The organism is Enterococcus raffinosus (assembly GCF_001886185.1).
GTDB classification, from domain to species: Bacteria; Bacillota; Bacilli; order Lactobacillales; family Enterococcaceae; genus Enterococcus_A; species Enterococcus_A raffinosus.
Map to the genome: position 1 here is coordinate 12,749 of NZ_JXLA01000044.1, position 17,440 is coordinate 30,188.

Annotated in this window: 18 protein-coding genes and 2 tRNA genes; 16 read left to right on the forward strand and 4 right to left on the reverse strand. The window is 36.7% G+C overall.

Annotated elements, in window-relative coordinates; genetic code table 11:
* From RV13_RS17605 to RV13_RS17630, 6 genes are all read left to right on the forward strand, one after another.
* The gene (locus RV13_RS17605) at positions 1 to 480 is read left to right on the forward strand and encodes a PTS sugar transporter subunit IIB (protein WP_010746793.1); all 480 of its coding nucleotides are present in this window, start codon (positions 1 to 3) and stop codon (positions 478 to 480) included.
* A gap of 11 nt (positions 481 to 491) precedes the next feature.
* Positions 492 to 1,391, forward strand: a complete 900-nt coding sequence (locus RV13_RS17610; RefSeq protein WP_010746792.1) for a PTS mannose/fructose/sorbose/N-acetylgalactosamine transporter subunit IIC — start codon at positions 492 to 494, stop codon at positions 1,389 to 1,391.
* Positions 1,378 to 2,187: a PTS system mannose/fructose/sorbose family transporter subunit IID gene (locus RV13_RS17615; protein WP_010746791.1), complete on the forward strand. Its 810-nt coding sequence runs from the start codon at positions 1,378 to 1,380 to the stop codon at positions 2,185 to 2,187. Before RV13_RS17610 ends, RV13_RS17615 begins: the two co-directional genes overlap by 14 nt.
* Positions 2,188 to 2,218: 31 nt before the next feature.
* Positions 2,219 to 2,620 carry a PTS sugar transporter subunit IIA gene (locus RV13_RS17620; protein ID WP_010746790.1) on the forward strand — a complete coding sequence of 134 codons (402 nt, stop codon included), beginning with the start codon at positions 2,219 to 2,221 and terminating at the stop codon, positions 2,618 to 2,620.
* A 119-nt stretch (positions 2,621 to 2,739) separates the two neighbouring features.
* A complete protein-coding gene (locus RV13_RS17625; RefSeq protein ID WP_010746789.1) occupies positions 2,740 to 3,330 on the forward strand; it encodes a helix-turn-helix domain-containing protein in 591 nt (196 codons plus the stop codon).
* Positions 3,331 to 3,476: 146 nt separating this feature from the next.
* Complete coding sequence (locus tag RV13_RS17630) at positions 3,477 to 4,001, forward strand: phosphatase PAP2 family protein (protein WP_010746788.1); 525 nt, start codon at positions 3,477 to 3,479, stop codon at positions 3,999 to 4,001.
* A gap of 19 nt (positions 4,002 to 4,020) precedes the next feature.
* On the opposite strand, the gene RV13_RS17635 is transcribed toward RV13_RS17630, so the two are convergent.
* Both RV13_RS17635 and RV13_RS17640 read right to left on the reverse strand, forming a co-directional pair.
* Positions 4,021 to 4,093 (reverse strand) — tRNA-Thr (locus RV13_RS17635).
* Between the two features lie 115 nt (positions 4,094 to 4,208).
* A complete protein-coding gene (locus RV13_RS17640) occupies positions 4,209 to 5,372 on the reverse strand; it encodes a serine hydrolase domain-containing protein (RefSeq protein ID WP_010746787.1) in 1,164 nt (387 codons plus the stop codon).
* Positions 5,373 to 5,504: 132 nt separating this feature from the next.
* Between RV13_RS17640 and RV13_RS17645 the strand changes: the two genes are divergently transcribed.
* From RV13_RS17645 to RV13_RS17670, 6 genes are all read left to right on the forward strand, one after another.
* Positions 5,505 to 5,578 (forward strand) — tRNA-Asn (locus RV13_RS17645).
* Between the two features lie 180 nt (positions 5,579 to 5,758).
* Positions 5,759 to 6,730: an acyltransferase family protein gene (locus RV13_RS17650; RefSeq protein ID WP_010746786.1), complete on the forward strand. Its 972-nt coding sequence runs from the start codon at positions 5,759 to 5,761 to the stop codon at positions 6,728 to 6,730.
* A 56-nt stretch (positions 6,731 to 6,786) separates the two neighbouring features.
* Positions 6,787 to 8,115, forward strand: coding sequence for a C1 family peptidase (locus tag RV13_RS17655; protein ID WP_010746785.1), 1,329 nt, complete (start codon positions 6,787 to 6,789; stop codon positions 8,113 to 8,115).
* Positions 8,116 to 8,246: 131 nt separating this feature from the next.
* A complete protein-coding gene (locus tag RV13_RS17660; RefSeq protein ID WP_010746784.1) occupies positions 8,247 to 9,032 on the forward strand; it encodes a tyrosine-protein phosphatase in 786 nt (261 codons plus the stop codon).
* A 13-nt stretch (positions 9,033 to 9,045) separates the two neighbouring features.
* The gene (locus tag RV13_RS17665) at positions 9,046 to 9,879 is read left to right on the forward strand and encodes a fructosamine kinase family protein (RefSeq protein ID WP_010746783.1); all 834 of its coding nucleotides are present in this window, start codon (positions 9,046 to 9,048) and stop codon (positions 9,877 to 9,879) included.
* Positions 9,880 to 10,617, forward strand: a complete 738-nt coding sequence (locus RV13_RS17670; protein ID WP_028020162.1) for an acyl-[acyl-carrier-protein] thioesterase — start codon at positions 9,880 to 9,882, stop codon at positions 10,615 to 10,617.
* A 45-nt stretch (positions 10,618 to 10,662) separates the two neighbouring features.
* Here RV13_RS17670 and RV13_RS17675 read toward each other — a convergent pair whose 3' ends face one another.
* The gene (locus RV13_RS17675) at positions 10,663 to 11,637 is read right to left on the reverse strand and encodes an asparaginase (protein ID WP_010746781.1); all 975 of its coding nucleotides are present in this window, start codon (positions 11,635 to 11,637) and stop codon (positions 10,663 to 10,665) included.
* An 89-nt stretch (positions 11,638 to 11,726) separates the two neighbouring features.
* Between RV13_RS17675 and RV13_RS17680 the strand changes: the two genes are divergently transcribed.
* The 3 genes from RV13_RS17680 to RV13_RS17690 are packed head-to-tail and all read left to right on the forward strand — an operon-like array spanning position 11,727 to position 13,974.
* Positions 11,727 to 12,557, forward strand: a complete 831-nt coding sequence (locus RV13_RS17680) for a DUF72 domain-containing protein (RefSeq protein ID WP_010746780.1) — start codon at positions 11,727 to 11,729, stop codon at positions 12,555 to 12,557.
* A gap of 13 nt (positions 12,558 to 12,570) precedes the next feature.
* Positions 12,571 to 13,407: a Cof-type HAD-IIB family hydrolase gene (locus RV13_RS17685; protein ID WP_010746779.1), complete on the forward strand. Its 837-nt coding sequence runs from the start codon at positions 12,571 to 12,573 to the stop codon at positions 13,405 to 13,407.
* Positions 13,408 to 13,464: 57 nt separating this feature from the next.
* A complete protein-coding gene (locus RV13_RS17690) occupies positions 13,465 to 13,974 on the forward strand; it encodes a pyrophosphohydrolase domain-containing protein (protein WP_010746778.1) in 510 nt (169 codons plus the stop codon).
* Positions 13,975 to 14,026: 52 nt separating this feature from the next.
* Here RV13_RS17690 and RV13_RS17695 read toward each other — a convergent pair whose 3' ends face one another.
* A complete protein-coding gene (locus tag RV13_RS17695) occupies positions 14,027 to 15,379 on the reverse strand; it encodes an aspartate kinase (RefSeq protein ID WP_010746777.1) in 1,353 nt (450 codons plus the stop codon).
* A gap of 315 nt (positions 15,380 to 15,694) precedes the next feature.
* Here RV13_RS17695 and RV13_RS17700 point away from each other — a divergent pair.
* On the forward strand, positions 15,695 to 17,440 hold a 1,746-nt coding region (locus RV13_RS17700; protein WP_071875982.1), incomplete at its 3' end, for a septation ring formation regulator EzrA.

The following is a 17,440-nucleotide window of genomic DNA, read 5'->3' on the forward strand; positions in this document are numbered from 1 at the left end:
ATGAGCATTATTGGAGTAAGAATTGATGGACGCTTGATTCATGGACAAGTGGCAAATTTATGGACAACGAAATTGAATATTTCGCGGATTATGGTCGTTGATGATGAGGTCGCACAAAATGATATTGAAAAAAGTGGATTGAAATTAGCAACGCCCGCAGGAGTAAGACTTAGTGTTTTGCCAATTGAAAAGGCCGCTCATAATATCTTAGCTGGAAAATATGATTCTCAGCGTTTATTTATTATTGTGCGTAAACCAGACCGATTATTAAAAATGGTCGAACTGGGTGTACCGATCGAAGAAATAAATGTCGGGAATATGTCACAATCTGATGAGACTCGATCTATCACAAAATCGATCAATGTTGTTGATCAGGATGTTGAAGTGTTTAAAGAATTGAACAACAAAGGTATCCGTTTAATTGCTCAAATGGTGCCAAGTGATAAAGCAGAAGACTTTATGAGTCTTTTAGCTAAATAGGAGGGGAAAAAATGGATATCTTATGGTGGCAGATCTTATTATTATCATTGTATGCTGGGTATCAAATTTTAGATGAGTTACAAATATATTCTTCATTAAGTGCTCCTGTTTTTGCTGGACTGTTCGCAGGCCTGGTGATGGGGGACCTAAAAGCTGGACTTATTATTGGTGGTAGTATGCAGTTGACCGTTTTAGGTGTTGGAACATTTGGCGGTGCATCAAAAATTGATGCGAACTCCGGAACGATCTTAGCAACAGCTTTTTCAGTTGCTTTAGGTATGAACCCAGAACAGGCCATCGCGGCTATTGCAGTACCAGTAGCTAGTCTTATGATTCAGTTGGACATCTTAGCTCGTTTTGCCAATACTTATTTTGCACATCGTATTGATAAATTAGTAGATGATATGAATTATAAAGGAATTGAACGTAATTTCTTAATGGGCGCACTGCCTTGGTCGTTGTCTCGAATGATTCCAGTATTTTTAGCATTAGCTTTTGGTGGCGGCTTAGTCGAAAAAGTGGTGGCTGTTCTAAATGGCGATTTGAAATGGTTAGGTGACGGTTTATCTGTTGCTGGAGCTGTTTTACCTGCTGTCGGGTTTGCAATTTTACTACGTTATTTACCAGTCAAAAAACATTTTCCTTATTTGATTCTAGGATTTACTTTAACTGCATTGTTAGGAACGGTCTTTACAAATATGCAAGTATTAGGTACAGGTGTTGCTAGTGTCGTGAAAAACTTCGACGGTATCTTCAATTCGTTACCAATGTTAGCTGTTGCGTTAATTGGTTTTGCTTTAGCAGCAATAAGTTATAAGAATGGTCAAATGATACCATCCGGACCAATGGTGAAAAAAGATAGCAGTTCCGATGATTCAGATGAAGGAGAGATTGAAGATGACGAAATCTAATTATAAATTGACGAAGGAAGATTTTAAGCAAATCAATCGCAGAAGCTTGTTTACTTTCCAATTAGGCTGGAACTATGAACGGATGCAAGGCTCTGGCTACCTTTACACTATTTTACCTCAATTACGTAAGATTTATGGTGACGATACACCAGAATTGAAGGAAGTTATGAAAACCCATACACAATTCTTCAATACGTCTAATTTCTTTAATACGATTATCACTGGTATTGATTTAGCCATTGAAGAGAAAGAAGGTATCGGTGGGAAAGAGACAGTTTCAGGGCTTAAAGCCGGTTTAATGGGTCCATTTGCAGCGATTGGAGATTCTATTTTTGCAGCACTGATTCCAACGATTTTCGGAGCATTAGCAGCGAATATGGCGATTAATGGAAATCCTACAGGAATATTTATTTGGATTATTGCTCAAATTGCAGTTATGGTTTTCCGTTGGAAACAGTTGGAATTTGCTTATCGCGAAGGAATTTCTTTAGTAACAACCATGCAGCATCGATTGACTGCATTAACGGATGCCGCAACATTACTCGGGGTTTTCATGGTGGGGGCATTGGTTGCAACAATGATCAATGTAAAATTCTCATGGGCGCCTAGTATCGGTGATGTAACATTGAATATGCAAAATAACTTAGATATGATCTTGCCACGTTTATTACCAGCAGGTATTGTTGGTGGTGTTTATTGGATGTTAGGGAAAAAGAATATGACATCTACTAAGGCAATCTTCATTGTATTAGTTGTTTGTGTGGCTTTGTCTGCATTAGGTGTCATTTCAAAATAAGTTAAAAGAGAAAGAAGCAAGGAGGGACTCAATGGGTAAACAGTTAGTTTTAATTAGTCATGGGCTATTTTGTGAAGAATTAAAAAAGAGTACAGAAATGATCATGGGGCCTCAGGAAAATATTCATACTGTAGGACTGCTCCCTTCAGAATCGGCTGAGGATTTTCGTGAAAAATTTGAAAAAAAAGTAGCTGGTTTGGATGAATTTGTCGTATTGGCAGATTTAATGGGAGGGACACCTTGTAATGTAGTTTCCCGCATGATTTTAGAAGGGCAGTCAATTGAACTGTATGCAGGGATGAATATGCCAATGGTGATTGATTTCATCAATAGTGAATTAATCGGTACAGAGATGGCCTTAGTTGATTCAGCTGTGAATAATATCTGTCATGTCAATGAACGAATTAGTAATGACGATGAGGAAGATGAATAATTTAAAACTTAATCATTCAGATTGGACCAGAAATCTTCTGGTCCTTTTTTGGCTTTAAATCGAATTCTCTACTATGGTAATATTTGTACAAGAATGTTAATTAGGATAGGAGGGTAAAAGTGGACTTTAGCGAGAAGTTAAAACAATTACGTCAAAATAAAAAGTGGACACAAGATGAATTAGCTGAAAAGCTTTTTATTTCGAGAACAGCAATTTCTAAATGGGAATCGGGAAGAGGATTTCCTAGTATAGAGTCACTAAAGGCGCTTTCTAAGGTTTTTGATGTATCTATTGATGAACTGCTTTCTAATAGTGAGTTAATTTCGATTGCGGAAAATGACAAGAAAAAGCAGACACAAAAATTCCACCATTTGTTACTGGGGAGCCTAGATTGTCTAGTGGGCTTATTGATTTTATTACCTATTTTCGGACAAGCCCAAGAAAAACATATTGTGTTTGTTTCCCTATGGCAGCTAAATCCCGAAACGATATGGCTAAAGCTAATTCTATCGATAGTCGTTATTTTAACAATGCTGTTAGGGATTTTCGAGATACTTTACGCAAATAGAGAACAGTCATTTTTGGTAAAGATTTCTTTGATTTTGACGGTAATTTGCACCTCATTTTTTATTTTGACAAGACATCCTTATCCCTCCATTTACTTATTAATGATCCTTGCTATTAAGGGAGTAACCCTATTAAATAAATAATGATACGCATCGGCACATGCGAGTGACGATGCGATTCTTTTTGCACATAGATAATTTTGATACTTTTTGTTTTATATACGTTTAGTTTGACAGTAGTTGACGTACAAAAGATAGGTCCTCAGCATTCCGAGGTGGGGGTTGCCACAATGAATCAATATTTTCAAAATATGATTGGAGCGAGCTCATTTTGGTATCAAGTAACGGAAATAGGAGAAATGTCACTATTAGCGATCATCGGATATTTTCTATTGTGTGGTCTTCAACAATGGTATAAGCGTAAAAAAATATCACTGGTTGATAAGAAAATTGTGTATTTGGGTTTCCTTTATGTTGTTTCCGCAGTTGCGTATCTCTTTTTTGAAAAAGTAATTATCAATTCGCGTCCTATTTTAGTCGATCAGCAATTAGAAGCCTCTTATCCCTCAAGTCATACTTTTCTTACAATCGTAGTATTACTTTCAACCTTCTACATCTGGAACGAAGGTTCGAAACTAAAACGAGTTCTTTCTTATCTATGTATCCTTGGAGTGTTTATAATGGTTGTAGGGAGAGTGCTTTCAGGGGTTCATTGGATATCAGATATCCTTGGAGGAATATTGTTAGGTCTTTCATTTGTTTCATTTTACGTGGCAGCATTGAAAGGGAGTGAAGGCACAAAAAAAGAACGTTGATATTTCAACGTTCTTAGGAAGCCACCTGCCGGGCTTGAACCGGCGACCCCCACCTTACCATGGTGGTGCTCTACCAGCTGAGCTAAGGCGGCATAGTTATTTAACACAAGATATAGAATAGCGAAGTAAAGGTTATTTGTCAACTGCTAGAGTAAAAAAACTCTATTCAAAAGAACCCCGAGGTAATTATTTATAAAAGAGTCGTCGCTAAGAGACAGCGACGATTTTTTTATATAATTGAGTAGCGAAATTATTATACCCCTTCGGTTGATTCCAGACATTCGAAAGTAAGATAATTCCATTCTGCCCGTCTTTTGAAAAATCAGCAACAGCTTCAAAACGAGCTTTAACACCACGAGTGTGATAACTATTTGTCATAGTATAGAGCCCACTAGCATATTTTTCACCTGGGTAAGTATGCCACAACTCATTTCGATCTTGAGAAGTCAGAAACTGTTCATTGAAGAGCGCTTGGAAGTAACTGTATAAATCCTTTGCAGACATAAAAACATTTCCTGTTCCTAATTCATCTGCATAAGAAGAAGCTGTTGTCGGTGCATAAACAGGGCCGGCGGTGCTTTGTGAGTAGGAAAGTGCCTGTGCCATGTTTGTCTCAGAATAAAAACTGGTTTCTTTTAATTTCATTGCATCTTTAATTTCCTTATCAAATAAAGAATTATAATCTGTGGGATAAATTTTTTCTAAGATGCCAGCTAGTAGAACATAGTTGACTGGTTGGTAAGAATAGCTAGCACTTGGAACCACTGTGGTTTGACGAATCGTTTGTGCCAATATTTCTTTCTCATCCGTAGTATTTAGAGAACTAATTTTTTTTTCGTCGATTCGTAAACCAGAGCTCATGTTCAACATATCTTTGATGGAAATATTCTTACTATTTGGAATTTGTGGGAAAAAATCACTAAGTTTTTCATCTAAAAATAGTTTGCCAGATTTAATTGCCCGCATAATTAAATAAGCTGTTTGTCCTTTTTGAACCGAACCAATACAATATTGTGTATGAACGGTATTTTGAATTCTTTTTGATTGATCTTTCCAGCCATAAGCTTTGTTCAAAATTATTTGACCATGATGAAAGACCAAAACAGTCCCGCTGAATTTCTTTTCAACTAAAGTCTGTTCAATCCCGGCAGATAGAGCATTTTTAGGTTCTATAGTTTGATTCGTTTTCAAAACAATCTCTGTTTGTGGTAATTTGGTACTTACCGTCTTTCTCTCCTTTCCTACAATAGTGTATTCACCACGTATATGCTCAATGTAGATGCCACTCAATACTAAAAGTAGTACTAGGAGGACACAGAACCCGACTTTCAATTTATAATTTTTCTTTTTTCTATGAGTTCGTCTTGGCATAATATATCTCCTAATTCTATTTGTAATTGTTAAATAATATTGGTTCCTTAAGTTTCATTTTGATTAATAGCAATTGCTGAAAATTTATGATTGCATGATGAAATAAAAATTGATATTATAGTAAAGTATTCTTCCGGCATAGCTCAGTTGGTAGTAGCGCATGACTGTTAATCATGATGTCGTAGGTTCGAGTCCTACTGCCGGAGTTTTTAGAGACGATCATTTGATTGTCTCTATTTTTTTACACCTAAAAATTGAATTTTTTATGAAAAAATTCGTTAGATGTGAGGGAGTTTTTGAGGAAAGAATGACCTTTTTTTAAAACTGTTGCAATACCTTTGATGCGTGGAAAAATCCTCGTTATACTAAGAATGAGGAGGGGTATGATGGAAAAACGCGATGCCTATTTTGACAACGCAAAATTATTTTTAATGATCTTAGTTGTATTCGGCCATTTTCTACAACCGTTTGTAAATGATCATCCTCTATATGATGATTTGTATTATTTTATTTTCACCTTTCATATGCCGGCTTTCATATTGATTTCAGGTTATTTTGCTAAAAGCGGTCCCAAGCCGATAGTGAGTTTGGTAAAAAAATTACTGCTTCCTTACATTTTTTTTCAACTCTTATATTCTGGCTATTACACAATGATAGGGTTACAAGATTCATTCAGTTTAGACTTAGGTATTCCTCAATGGTCCCTTTGGTTTTTATTGAGTTTATTCTGTTGGAATCTTTTATTACATTTAACGAAACGTTTTTCTGTTAAACAGGTGTTAATAGGCAGTATCGTTATTGCAGTATTAGTTGGGTATTTTCCAATTTTTGATCGATATTTGGCTATACAACGAACATTAACTTTTTTCCCGTATTTTATGGTGGGATACGTGATCCCAAAAAGTTGGATAGAAAAGCTGAAAAATTTTCCTCAAAAATGGGTAGCTCTTGTTCTATTCGTAAGCTTGTTTCTATTTATCCAAGGAAACGATTTGATTAATAAATATTGGGTATTTGGTTCCAAACCCTATGAAGATTATTTGAGTAATCCGTTATTAGGTGGTCCTCAACGCTTGATGTTTTTTGCAGCAGGGTTGATTGGAATCATTGCCTTTTTAATGTTAGTCCCGAAAGAACGTCGTTTTTTCTCTAACTGGGGGAAAAATACATTAACTGTTTATCTGCTCCATGGTTTTTTAGTCAAAGGATTACGTGCATTAGATGTTGATTTTGAAATCAATTCGCTAGAGCTACTTCTTTTATTTATTGGTAGCATGCTGTTAACGGTATTGTTATCAAGCAAGCGAGTGGGGCAATGGATTGAAAAAGGAAAGCAAGTTTTGCAACCGAGTTTGTAAACTAATTGTCTCTTTGCCTTATTAAGCGTAAAATAAGGGCAAGGAGGCGTTTTTTTATGTCAAAAATTACGAATGAACGAACTCAAGCTTTTCGCAAAGCTTTTGAAAAAAACTCTAAACAAACTGCTCTACAGCGAAGCGTAGTAAAAAATGGGATTCGTGCTTCGGCAGAAAACATACAGACACATGTTGAAAATACACCTGTTTTTTCGATTGATCTTGCAACTGGAAAAGTAGCGAATCAAAAGCAATCAGGGCGTTGCTGGATGTTTGCTGCTTTAAATACGTTTCGTCATAAATTATTGACTACATTTCAGCTTAAGGATTTCGAGCTTTCCCAAAACTATACCTTCTTTTGGGATAAATATGAAAAAGCAAATTATTTTTATGAAAATATTTTAAATACAGCAGAACAAGCAGTAACAAGTCGTGAGGTTGCCTTTTTATTACAAACACCACAACAAGATGGTGGACAGTGGGATATGGTTGTTTCACTTTTTAAAAAATATGGTGTCGTACCTAAAAGTGTTATGCCAGAAAGCAGCAATAGCTCAAATTCGCGTGATTTAAATAATTATTTAAATAAGTTATTACGCAAACACGCAGTCTTGTTGCGTCAAATGGTGGCAGAGGATGCAACTGAAGAAGAAATCCAAGCGAATCGTGAGGCAATGTTGCAAGAGGTTTATAATCTTTTAGCAATATCATTAGGTACACCGCCAGAAACGTTTGATTTTGAGTACTGCGATGAAGAAAAGAATTATCATTTAGAACAAGGATTAACTCCTCAACAGTTTTATGATGACTATATTGGTGTTGATTTAGACAATTACGTCAGCATTATTAATGCACCTACTGAAGATAAGCCGTTTATGAAATCCTACACTGTTGATATGCTAGGAAACGTTGTTGGTGGAAAACAGGTGAAATATCTAAATCTTGAAATGGAAGAATTTAAGGATTTGGCAATTCATCAGTTAGAACAAGGAGAGTCTGTGTGGTTTGGCTGCGATGTGGGACAGTCTTCTACACGTGATAGCGGTATTATGGCTTTGGATGCCTATGACGTAGACGATTTGTTTGATGTGGATTTAACAATGACGAAAGCAGAACGTTTGGATTACGGTGAAAGCATGATGACGCACGCAATGGTTTTAACAGGCGTTGATATCATCAATGATCAAGCGAAAAAATGGAAAGTGGAAAACAGTTGGGGCGAGAAAGTCGGCGAAAAAGGTTTCTTTGTAATGAGCGACGAATGGATGGATGAATTTACGTATCAAATCGTTGTTCGAAAAGAATTTTTGACGCAAGAACAATTAGCTGCTTTTGAAGCAGAACCAATAGTTCTAGCACCTTGGGATCCAATGGGAGCATTAGCTTAATATAAAAAGACTTGAAGCATTTTAGTGTTTGTTTCAAGTCTTTTTTTATTCTTGATAATTGGATATTTCTACTTGGAAAAGCGTTTTCTATTTTGTTGTGCTATACTTTTAGCAAAAAGGAGGTTGGTTGGATGTCTAAACATTTAGCTGTTCGACATGCTGAGAACATGCGAGAATTAGGAGGTTATGAAACAAAGGATGGGCGAAAAGTTGCCTCGCACAAGTTGATTCGTTCTGCGAGTATCAATCACTTGGATACACAGGATAAAAATTATTTAAATGAATACGGAATCAAAAAAGTTGTCGATTTTCGTTCACTTGAAGAACGCACCGCCCAACCTGATCAAGAGATACCAGAAGCAACGAATATTTTCTTGCCAATTTTTCCGCTTAAAGAAACAGAGACGGCATCAGCTTCTCCGAAAAAAATGATGCAGAGAATGCAAGAAGGAGAAAATGCGCTTCAACAGATGGTTGAAGTATACAAGCACTTTGTAATTAATAAACATATTCGCGGACAATACCGTAAATTTTTCGATTTAGTATTAACGAATGACAAAGAAAATGAAAGTTTACTATTTCATTGTACGGCTGGAAAAGATCGTACAGGATTTGCGGCAATACTTTTATTGGATTGCCTGGGTGTGAATAGTGAGACGATTGTAGAAGATTATATGGCCACAAATCGTTATTTAAAAAAAGTGATAAAAGAGATGTATAAAAAAGCAGAGCTCGCAGGTGTACCTACGGAAGCTTTACACGGGATTGAAGATATGATGTCGGCAAAAGAAGTATACTTACAAACTAGTTTTGAGCAAATCAAAGAAAATTATGGAACTGTGGAACAATTTATTCACGAAGGAATCGGTCTATCAACACACGAAATCTATGATCTGCAAAAAATCTATTTGGTGTAAGGAGCTGGTAATAATGGATGAATTGCTGAAGTATCTTAAACTGCAATTAAAAGCCATACCTATTGGCGGGGGAGACATTAATCAAGCTTATCGAGTAACTGATGGAACCCAAAGTTATTTTCTAAAATATCATCCCAAAATGTCAGGGGATTTTTTTCAAGCAGAAGTTGATGGGTTAACCGAGTTAGGAAACGTAGTACGTGTCCCTAAAGTATATCAACATGGTAGTTTTGCAGAAGCTGCCTATCTTTTGATGGAATGGATTGAACCGGGAGAAGGCGATCAAAAGGATTTAGCACGTGAGCTCAGTAAACTTCATGATATTAAAGCAATCAAATTTGGCTATAAAAGAAATAATTTTATGGGCTTACTACCCCAAATTAACACGCGTTCAGATGACTGGTGGGATTTCTATTTCACTAATCGGTTAGAAGTACAAATCAAAATTGCTAACGGAAGAAACCATTGGACAGTAAAGCGAGAAAAAAATTATCAGTTATTTAAAGAGTGGGTTTATCAAAAATGGGGTACAATGTCTTTTGAACCAACTTTACTACATGGTGATTTTTGGAGTGGCAATACTTTTTTCGATACGAAAGGACAGCCTGTGTTTGTAGATCCTGCAGTTTCTTATGGTCATCGAGAAATGGATCTTGCAATGTCACAGCTATTTGGTGGCTTTCGTCACGAGTTTATCAATTGTTATCAAGAAATTTCACCCATGCGTGAAGGTTGGGAAGAACGTTTGACCGTCTATCAATTCTATTATTTGCTTGTTCACCTGAATATTTTTGGTGAAAGCTACGGAGATGCGGTAGATCGAGTCTTAGCTTTAGGAGGAAAATAATTGGGAAAAAGATACACCATTAACCATGAAGTCGCTTATTATGAATGCGATATTAACCAAAATATGACGTTTCCCGCTTTGCTGAGCGTAGCTATTAAAGCTTCATCAGACCAAAGTGATGAGTTGGAAAGAGGAACAGATTATATAAATACTTTAGGTATTACTTGGGTTATTACACAAACTGAGGTAACAATTAATCGATTGCCGCAGGTTGGTGAACAGATTAGAATTGTGACTGAACCTACAGAGTTCAATCGTTATTTCTGCTATCGAAGCTACTGGGTGTATGATTCAGAAGATACAGAATTATTGCAGATTGACATGTCGTTTGTTCTAATGGACATTGAAAATCGAAAAATGAGTAGTGTAGATGCAGAATTGATGGCACCCTATGAATCCCCTCAAGTTAAAAAGATCCGTCGTTGGCCGAAGATCGAGAAAGTTGAAGCTGATCAGAAACAACTGTATCATGTTCGCTATTACGACCTTGACAGTAATCATCATGTTAATAATGCGATGTATTTTAATTGGCTGATTGATGTGTTGGGCTATGATTTTATGACAGCCCATGAACCAACTTATGTAAATGTGAAGTTTGATAAAGAGGTATTATATGGCAATGATATCGAAAGTTTTTATGAAGTCATTGAAGCTGAAGAAACTAAAACACGACATGAAATTCGATTAGGTGACCAGCTTGCCTGCGAAGCGAATATTTTATGGAAAAAAAGAAGTTAAATCGAATCATCGATTTAACTTCTTTTTTTTATGCAATTAGGGAGTTTATTCTTCCATAAATTGTTTTAACTCTTCTTTAGATAAGTGAGCGTTTAAAGCAATTAACAATTTCAAACGAGCTTTCTGACTATTGATTCCGTTACAGAAAATGACACCATGTTGTGCTAATTCTACACCACCACCGTGATAGTCATAAACGGGTTCTGCAATTCCGTTAAAACACCGAGAAACTAAAACAATAGGCAATCCTTTTTCCAGCAAATGATAAAAGGGTGGTAAAGTTTGCGGTGGCAAGTTACCTGCCCCTAACGCTTCAACTACGAGACCATCGACTGTAATCGCGTGATCTAAGATTTTGAAGAAATCCCCCTGCATTCCAGCAAAAACTTTAATGATAGGGATCATGGCATCGAAACTATCAATATCATAACGAGTCGTCTCAGGTAATTCTTGTTTGAAAAGAATTTTTGATTTTGTGACTAAACCGATAGGTCCCAAGGTCGGTGTTCGGAAAGTTGCTACGTTGGTCGTATGGGTTTTCGTTACATAACGAGCACTATGGACCTCATCGTTCATTACAACAAGAACGCCTTTACCAATCGCATTTTCTGAAGCTGCTACACGGATCGCACACTCAAAATTGTAGAGACCATCGCTGCCCAGTTCATTGATAGAACGCATTGCTCCGGTTAAAATGATTGGCATCAAATCACCGATCGTCATTTCGAGAAAATAAGCAGTTTCTTCTAGTGTATCTGTCCCATGAGTGATGACGACACTGTCCAGACCTTCTTGTTTCGCTTCCTTGATTCGATCTTTTAGCTCAAACATTGTTTCAACGGTAATGTGGGGAGAAGGAAGATTTGAGAAATCTTCCACGATTAGTTCGATCCCAGCTGGTAGACGTAGTTCTTGTCCAGCCGCCAATAATGGATTTTTTTTATCTGGCCGCACTGCGCCATCAGCATCTTGACTCATTGAGATCGTTCCGCCAGTATGTAAAATTAAAATCCGTTTCATTTTCATTACTCCATTCGTTATTAGCGCATTGTTGCTAATTTTTTGCTATGCTTATTGTATACTATGAAACAAAGGGAGGCTAGGATACTATGATTCGAATTGGATTAACTTCTTTTAATGAACACAGTAGCTTAACTGGGAAAAGAACCTCATCTTTGTATGAATACGCTGGATATCTTCCATTAGTGGAGTTGGATACAAATTATTATGGGATCACGAAGAAAAGTTCTGTCGAGAATTGGTTGACCCAAGTTCCGTCAGATTTTCGTTTTGTGATCAAGATGTATGCAGGGTTTACAGGTCAGGCTAAATGGCAGGACAGCTACCCTTCTATGTCAGCAATGCAGCAGCATTTTCTAGAAACTATGGAGCCGATGATCGAAAGTAGAAAGTTATTTTGCTTTTTAGCTCAATTTCCGGCACAATTTAAGTGTACAAAAGAAAACGTCGCTTATTTAGAGGTGTTACGAGATTTATTTCCCAAGTTGCCTGTTGCAGTGGAATTAAGAGATTACAGCTGGTATGGGAAAGAATTTGCAGAGAAAACAAAGCAGTTGATGAAAACTTTAAATTTTAGTCTGGTAATAGTTGATGAACCGCAATTACCAGATACTGTACCATTAGATGCTACAGTAACGAATAAGAATTTCAGTTTGTTTCGTTTCCATGGAAGGAATCAAGCCTACTGGAATGACCGTACCGGTGATTGGCGTAAAAAACGCACACTTTATCGGTACAATGAAGCTGAACTAACGCTTTTAGGGGAAGAAATTAAGCAAGCAGCGAAGCATTCAGCTGACGTGGGAGTTATTTTTAACAATAATTCTGGCGGGGATGCTGCGGACAATGCTTTGCAGCTAAAAAAAATTCTTCAATTGAATTATGAAGGATTGAATCCAAGTCAAATTGACTTATTTTGAACGAGGGAGAGCCATGATAAAAGCAATTTTTTTTGATATAGACGGAACTCTTATTACGAGTGATTCAAAAGTGCTTGAGAGCACCCGTGAAGCGATTCGCTTAGCTCAAAATCAAGGGATTCTTTGTGGAATTGCTACTGGACGTGGACCAGTAAAAATTGAAGAACGAATTGAGCGCCTGCCTTTAGATGTGTATGTGATGTACAATGGACAGTTAGTATACACGAATGAAAAAGATATCTACCTTCGCCCGTTTTCTAATGAGGTATTGCAACAGATCGTAGACTTTGCTGATGATGAGCATCGTCAAATTATTTTTGGGGGACGCTACCGGGTAGATGGCAGCCATTTGATGAAATGGTCACAAAAATCATTGCTAAAAAAAATTGCTGGTTGGATGCCTAAATGGTTTCCTGTAAGGTCAACTCGAAGATTATTGCAATCGTTCAGTCCAAATCGAGAAAAAGGCAGGTATAAAAAGTTATCCATTTTGCAAGAACCAATTTATCAATGTGTTCTTTTTAGTGCAGAAACTGAAGCACAGCGTCTGCAAGAACGATTACCGAATTGTTCTTTTCAACGTTCCAATCCATATTCCGTAGATATCGTACCTAAAAATGGGTCGAAGTATCATGGAATTTTGGAATTTATAAAAGCAGTAGGAATTAAACCAGAAGAAGTGATGGCCTTTGGGGATCACTATAACGATATTGAGATGATTCAAAAAGTAGGGATTGGCGTCGCTATGGGTAATGGTCTATCAGAGGTTAAAGCGCAAGCGGATTATGTTACTGCGACAAATGAGCAGGATGGAATTTATCAAGCATTAAAACATTTTAAAATTATTTGATTGAAGAGAAATTAGCGACTTTATTAGATAATAGTATAGTGATAGGAGTATTAACAGATGAATGAACCATATCAAATGGCGCGCGAGTTCCATTCAACCTTTGCGCCGTTACCACCAAGCAAACCGAAAGCTTTCACTAAAGAACGAGGAAGTTTTCGGGCAGGATTTAAGGTTGAAGAAATTGTTGAATTCTTATATGGTGTGTCAAAAGGTGACGAAGAAGAATTTAATGAGTTAGTTAAGGAACTTCATGAAAGTGTCGATCAAGCAAAAGAGAAAGTTTTGCGAAAATCGGAACCAGTAGATGATCCATTGATTGTGGAAGTCGATGCTTTAACTGATTTACTTTATTTTACATATGGTTCATTTGCTTTGATCGGGGTCGACCCGAAGCCAATTTTTGAGATTGTTCACCAAGCGAATATGGGAAAGCTTTTTCCAGATGGGAAACCCAGATATCATCCAATAACTAACAAGGTGATGAAGCCAGAAGATTGGGAAGAAAAATATGCTCCAGAACCACTAATAAAAATTGAATTAGAAAGACAAAAAGGAAAAGCCGAATAAGGGCCTTTCCTTTTTAGCTTGTGCTCTGTAAAAAAAGCGTACGTTCTAAATTTTAATCAAAAAATGTGTAATAGAGTGATCGAACAGCCAACCGCTCTTGTTCACTGCGGATTGCAAAGATAATACTACGCTCATCGGCTCCCTGAGAAATCATTCGCAGGTTAACATTTTTTCGTGCTAAAGCAGCAGTACTATCAGAAGTAGTACCAGGACGCTCACGCATTCCTTCGCCAACTAGAGCTACAACAGATAGACCATGTTCGATTGATAATTGATCAGGCTTAATTTTTTCTTCAATCTGCTTCATTAATTCGGCCTCAATATCACGAGTTAATTGACGCTCTCTTAAAATGATTGAAATATCATCAATTCCTGAAGGCATATGTTCAAAGCCGATACCTAGATCCTCAAGAATTTGCAGGATGCGCCGAACGATACCGACTTCACGGTTCAATAAATATTTCCCAATTGTGATACCGCAAAATCCACCATCACTGGCAACACCGACAACTTCATTGCGATTTTCATCGTCGAATGATTTTTTGATTAGGGTTCCTTGACAATCCGGATTATTGGTATTCTTGATAATCACGGGTATTTGTGCTTTAAAGGCCGGCATCAGAGCTTCATCATGAAAAACAGTAAAGCCTGCATAGGTCAATTCACGAATCTCACGATAGGTAGCATATTCGATTAATTCTGGATCATGAATATATTTAGGACTCGCAGCAAAAATGCCATCTACATCTGTGAAGTTTTCATATAGGTCCACTTTTAAACCTGCAGCAACAATAGATCCAGTAATGTCTGAACCACCACGTGAAAATGTACAAAGATGCCCATCTTTAGTGTAGCCAAAGAAGCCAGGAATAATTAAAATATCTTCCGAATTACGCCACTGATAAATTTTTTCATAAGATTCCTCTAAAATCCGCGCGTTTTGTGGCTCATCTGAGACGAGAATTCCCAGTTCTTTTGGATTTATATAGCGAGCATTGACACCTTTTTTTTGAAAGCAAGCGGCAACGAGCTGTGCATTTAAATTTTCTCCACTAGCCAAAAAGCTATCTAGAGCATAAATGTTTTTTTCATCGTAATTATCTTGAAGTTGTTTCAGTTCAGTACTGAATTTTTTTTCAATATCTTCATCAACTTGAAATTCTGCAGCAATTTCAGTGTAACGTGCAACAATTTCACAGATTATTTCTTCAGTATCATGTTTGTACACGACAGCATTATAAAATTGAATCAATAAGTCGGTGACCTTTTTGTCTTTATTGGTTCTCTTTCCTGGAGCAGAAACCACGACGAAACGACGGCTTGAGTCGTCAGTAACAATCGTTAAGACTTTTTTTAGTTGTTCAGCTGAAGCTACAGAGCTTCCGCCAAATTTAATAACTTTCACTTTAATCACCTCTTATTTTAATGTGGCTTTAATATTATCTGAAAAGTTGTACAATTTCAAGGGGATTTAGCGCTTTAGCGATCAGATTTTTTTATAAAATTACACTTTTCTTAAATTTATTGTAATTGAAGCAGCTTTCAAAAAATGCTAGTATGAGGAGTGACTGTGCGATAAACATTTCGAAAGGATTTCGAAACTAGCTAGTGAAGAGAAAAGTCTTTTGTGTTATAATCTACGTTAGATGTTTTCGCCAAAAACAGAGAAATATGAACCATTAAATAAACTGAATCTTGATAGTTGAAAGGAAAATCATACATGGGAAGTAATGTAATCATAGGGATCGTTATCGGCTTAGTCATTTTGGCTGCCGTTTTATACTTGATTGGTTATCTGATGAAGAAAAAGAATCAAGAACGCTTAAAAGAACTTGATAAAAGGAAAGAAGCGTTATTCGATCTTCCTGTCGTGGAAGAAGTCGATGAAGTGAAGAAAATGCACCTTGTCGGTCAGAGTCAGAATACTTTCCGTGAATGGAACCAGAAATGGACGGATGTTTCAACCAAGTCTTTTGCTGAACTAGAAAGTCAAATTTTTGAAGTTGAAAGTCAAAATGAGACCTTCCGTTTTATGAAGGGCAAATCAGCGATTGAAAGTGCTGAACGAACGATGACAGAGATGGAAGAAGAAGTTGAAGGCATTCGTACTGGGCTAAAGGAACTGCGTGAGACGGAAGAACGGAATTCGTTGGCGGTGCAGCAAGCGTTAGATGTTTTCGAAGAATTAAAAAAGGATCTGAAGGAGAAAAAAGATAACTTTGGACCTGCTTTGCCTGAAATTCAAAAACAAGTAAAGAATGTTGAGATTGAGTTTACACAGTTTGTTACCTTAAATACATCTGGGGATCCGATTGAGGCACGTGAAGTATTGGATGATGCTGAAAAGCATACCTATGAAGTGCAAGCAACGATGCAAAAGGTTCCAACAATCTATGAAGATTTAGAAAAAACATTCCCAAGTCAAATAGATGAGTTAGAAAAAACATACAAAAAAATGATGACCGATCATTTTGTCTTACCAGAAGATGATTTTGAAGAACGTTTGGAAAAAGTTAAAAAGCATGTAGAACGTTCGTTAGAGGATTTAGAGAAAATCGAATTGAGTACTGTTGAAACTGCTAATAAAGAAACTGCCGAATTGATTGATGATCTTTATGCAGTGTTGGAAAAAGAGTTTGAAGCAAAAAAATATGTTTTGACTAATCGTAAGACAATTGGTGAGTATATCTCACATGCTTCTCGTAATAATCATCAGTTAATGGTTGAGTTGGATCATACTTCTCAAAGTTATGCATTAAATAATAATGAATTAGGTCGTGCTCGCGGATTTCAAACGGAAATTGAAGAATTGGAACGTCGCAATCGTAATATGGAACCACAAATCGATAAACACGAATTGCCATATTCAGAGGTTCAAGTCTTCTATAAAGACGCGTTTAAAGTTTTAGACGATATTGAAACAAAGCAAGTTGAAATTGATGAGGATTTGCATGATTTACGTAAAGGTGAAAAAGAAGCTTCTGAAAAAATTGAGAAATATGAATTCCGCTTACGTAATTTGAAACGTTATGTAGAACAGCAACGCTTACCTGGATTACCAGGAGATTATCTAGAATTCTTTTTTGTTGCAACAGACCGTGTGGAAGAATTGAGTAAATCATTAAACAAGATTCGTATTAACATGCAAGATATCAATAAATTAGTTAGTCTTTGTGATGAAGACATGGAAATGTTAGATCAAAAAACGTATGATTTGGTTGACGCTGCGGCATTGACAGAACAAATGATGCAATATGCAAATCGTTATCGTCATACGCATCCTGAAATTAAGAGTGCAATTGAAAATAGTTTGGAGCTTTTTAATAAAGAATATCGTTATCAAGATGCATTAGATGAGATTGGTACAGCACTTGAACGAGTGGAGCCAGGAGCCTTCAAACGGATCGAAGATTTCTATTTTAATAATCGAGATTTAGTGGCTCTTTGTCAAATAGGACTGATAGAG

Coding starts and splice junctions, on each gene's coding strand:
- RV13_RS17620 (WP_010746790.1), top strand. CDS start 2,219: ATGGGTAAACAGTTAGTTTTAATTAGTCATGGGCTATTTTGTGAAGAA.
- RV13_RS17605 (WP_010746793.1), top strand. CDS start 1: ATGAGCATTATTGGAGTAAGAATTGATGGACGCTTGATTCATGGACAA.
- RV13_RS17685 (WP_010746779.1), top strand. CDS start 12,571: ATGATAAAAGCAATTTTTTTTGATATAGACGGAACTCTTATTACGAGT.
- RV13_RS17665 (WP_010746783.1), top strand. CDS start 9,046: ATGGATGAATTGCTGAAGTATCTTAAACTGCAATTAAAAGCCATACCT.
- RV13_RS17675 (WP_010746781.1), bottom strand. CDS start 11,637: ATGAAACGGATTTTAATTTTACATACTGGCGGAACGATCTCAATGAGT.
- RV13_RS17660 (WP_010746784.1), top strand. CDS start 8,247: ATGTCTAAACATTTAGCTGTTCGACATGCTGAGAACATGCGAGAATTA.
- RV13_RS17615 (WP_010746791.1), top strand. CDS start 1,378: ATGACGAAATCTAATTATAAATTGACGAAGGAAGATTTTAAGCAAATC.
- RV13_RS17630 (WP_010746788.1), top strand. CDS start 3,477: ATGAATCAATATTTTCAAAATATGATTGGAGCGAGCTCATTTTGGTAT.
- RV13_RS17680 (WP_010746780.1), top strand. CDS start 11,727: ATGATTCGAATTGGATTAACTTCTTTTAATGAACACAGTAGCTTAACT.
- RV13_RS17640 (WP_010746787.1), bottom strand. CDS start 5,372: ATGCCAAGACGAACTCATAGAAAAAAGAAAAATTATAAATTGAAAGTC.
- RV13_RS17655 (WP_010746785.1), top strand. CDS start 6,787: ATGTCAAAAATTACGAATGAACGAACTCAAGCTTTTCGCAAAGCTTTT.
- RV13_RS17650 (WP_010746786.1), top strand. CDS start 5,759: ATGGAAAAACGCGATGCCTATTTTGACAACGCAAAATTATTTTTAATG.
- RV13_RS17610 (WP_010746792.1), top strand. CDS start 492: ATGGATATCTTATGGTGGCAGATCTTATTATTATCATTGTATGCTGGG.
- RV13_RS17690 (WP_010746778.1), top strand. CDS start 13,465: ATGAATGAACCATATCAAATGGCGCGCGAGTTCCATTCAACCTTTGCG.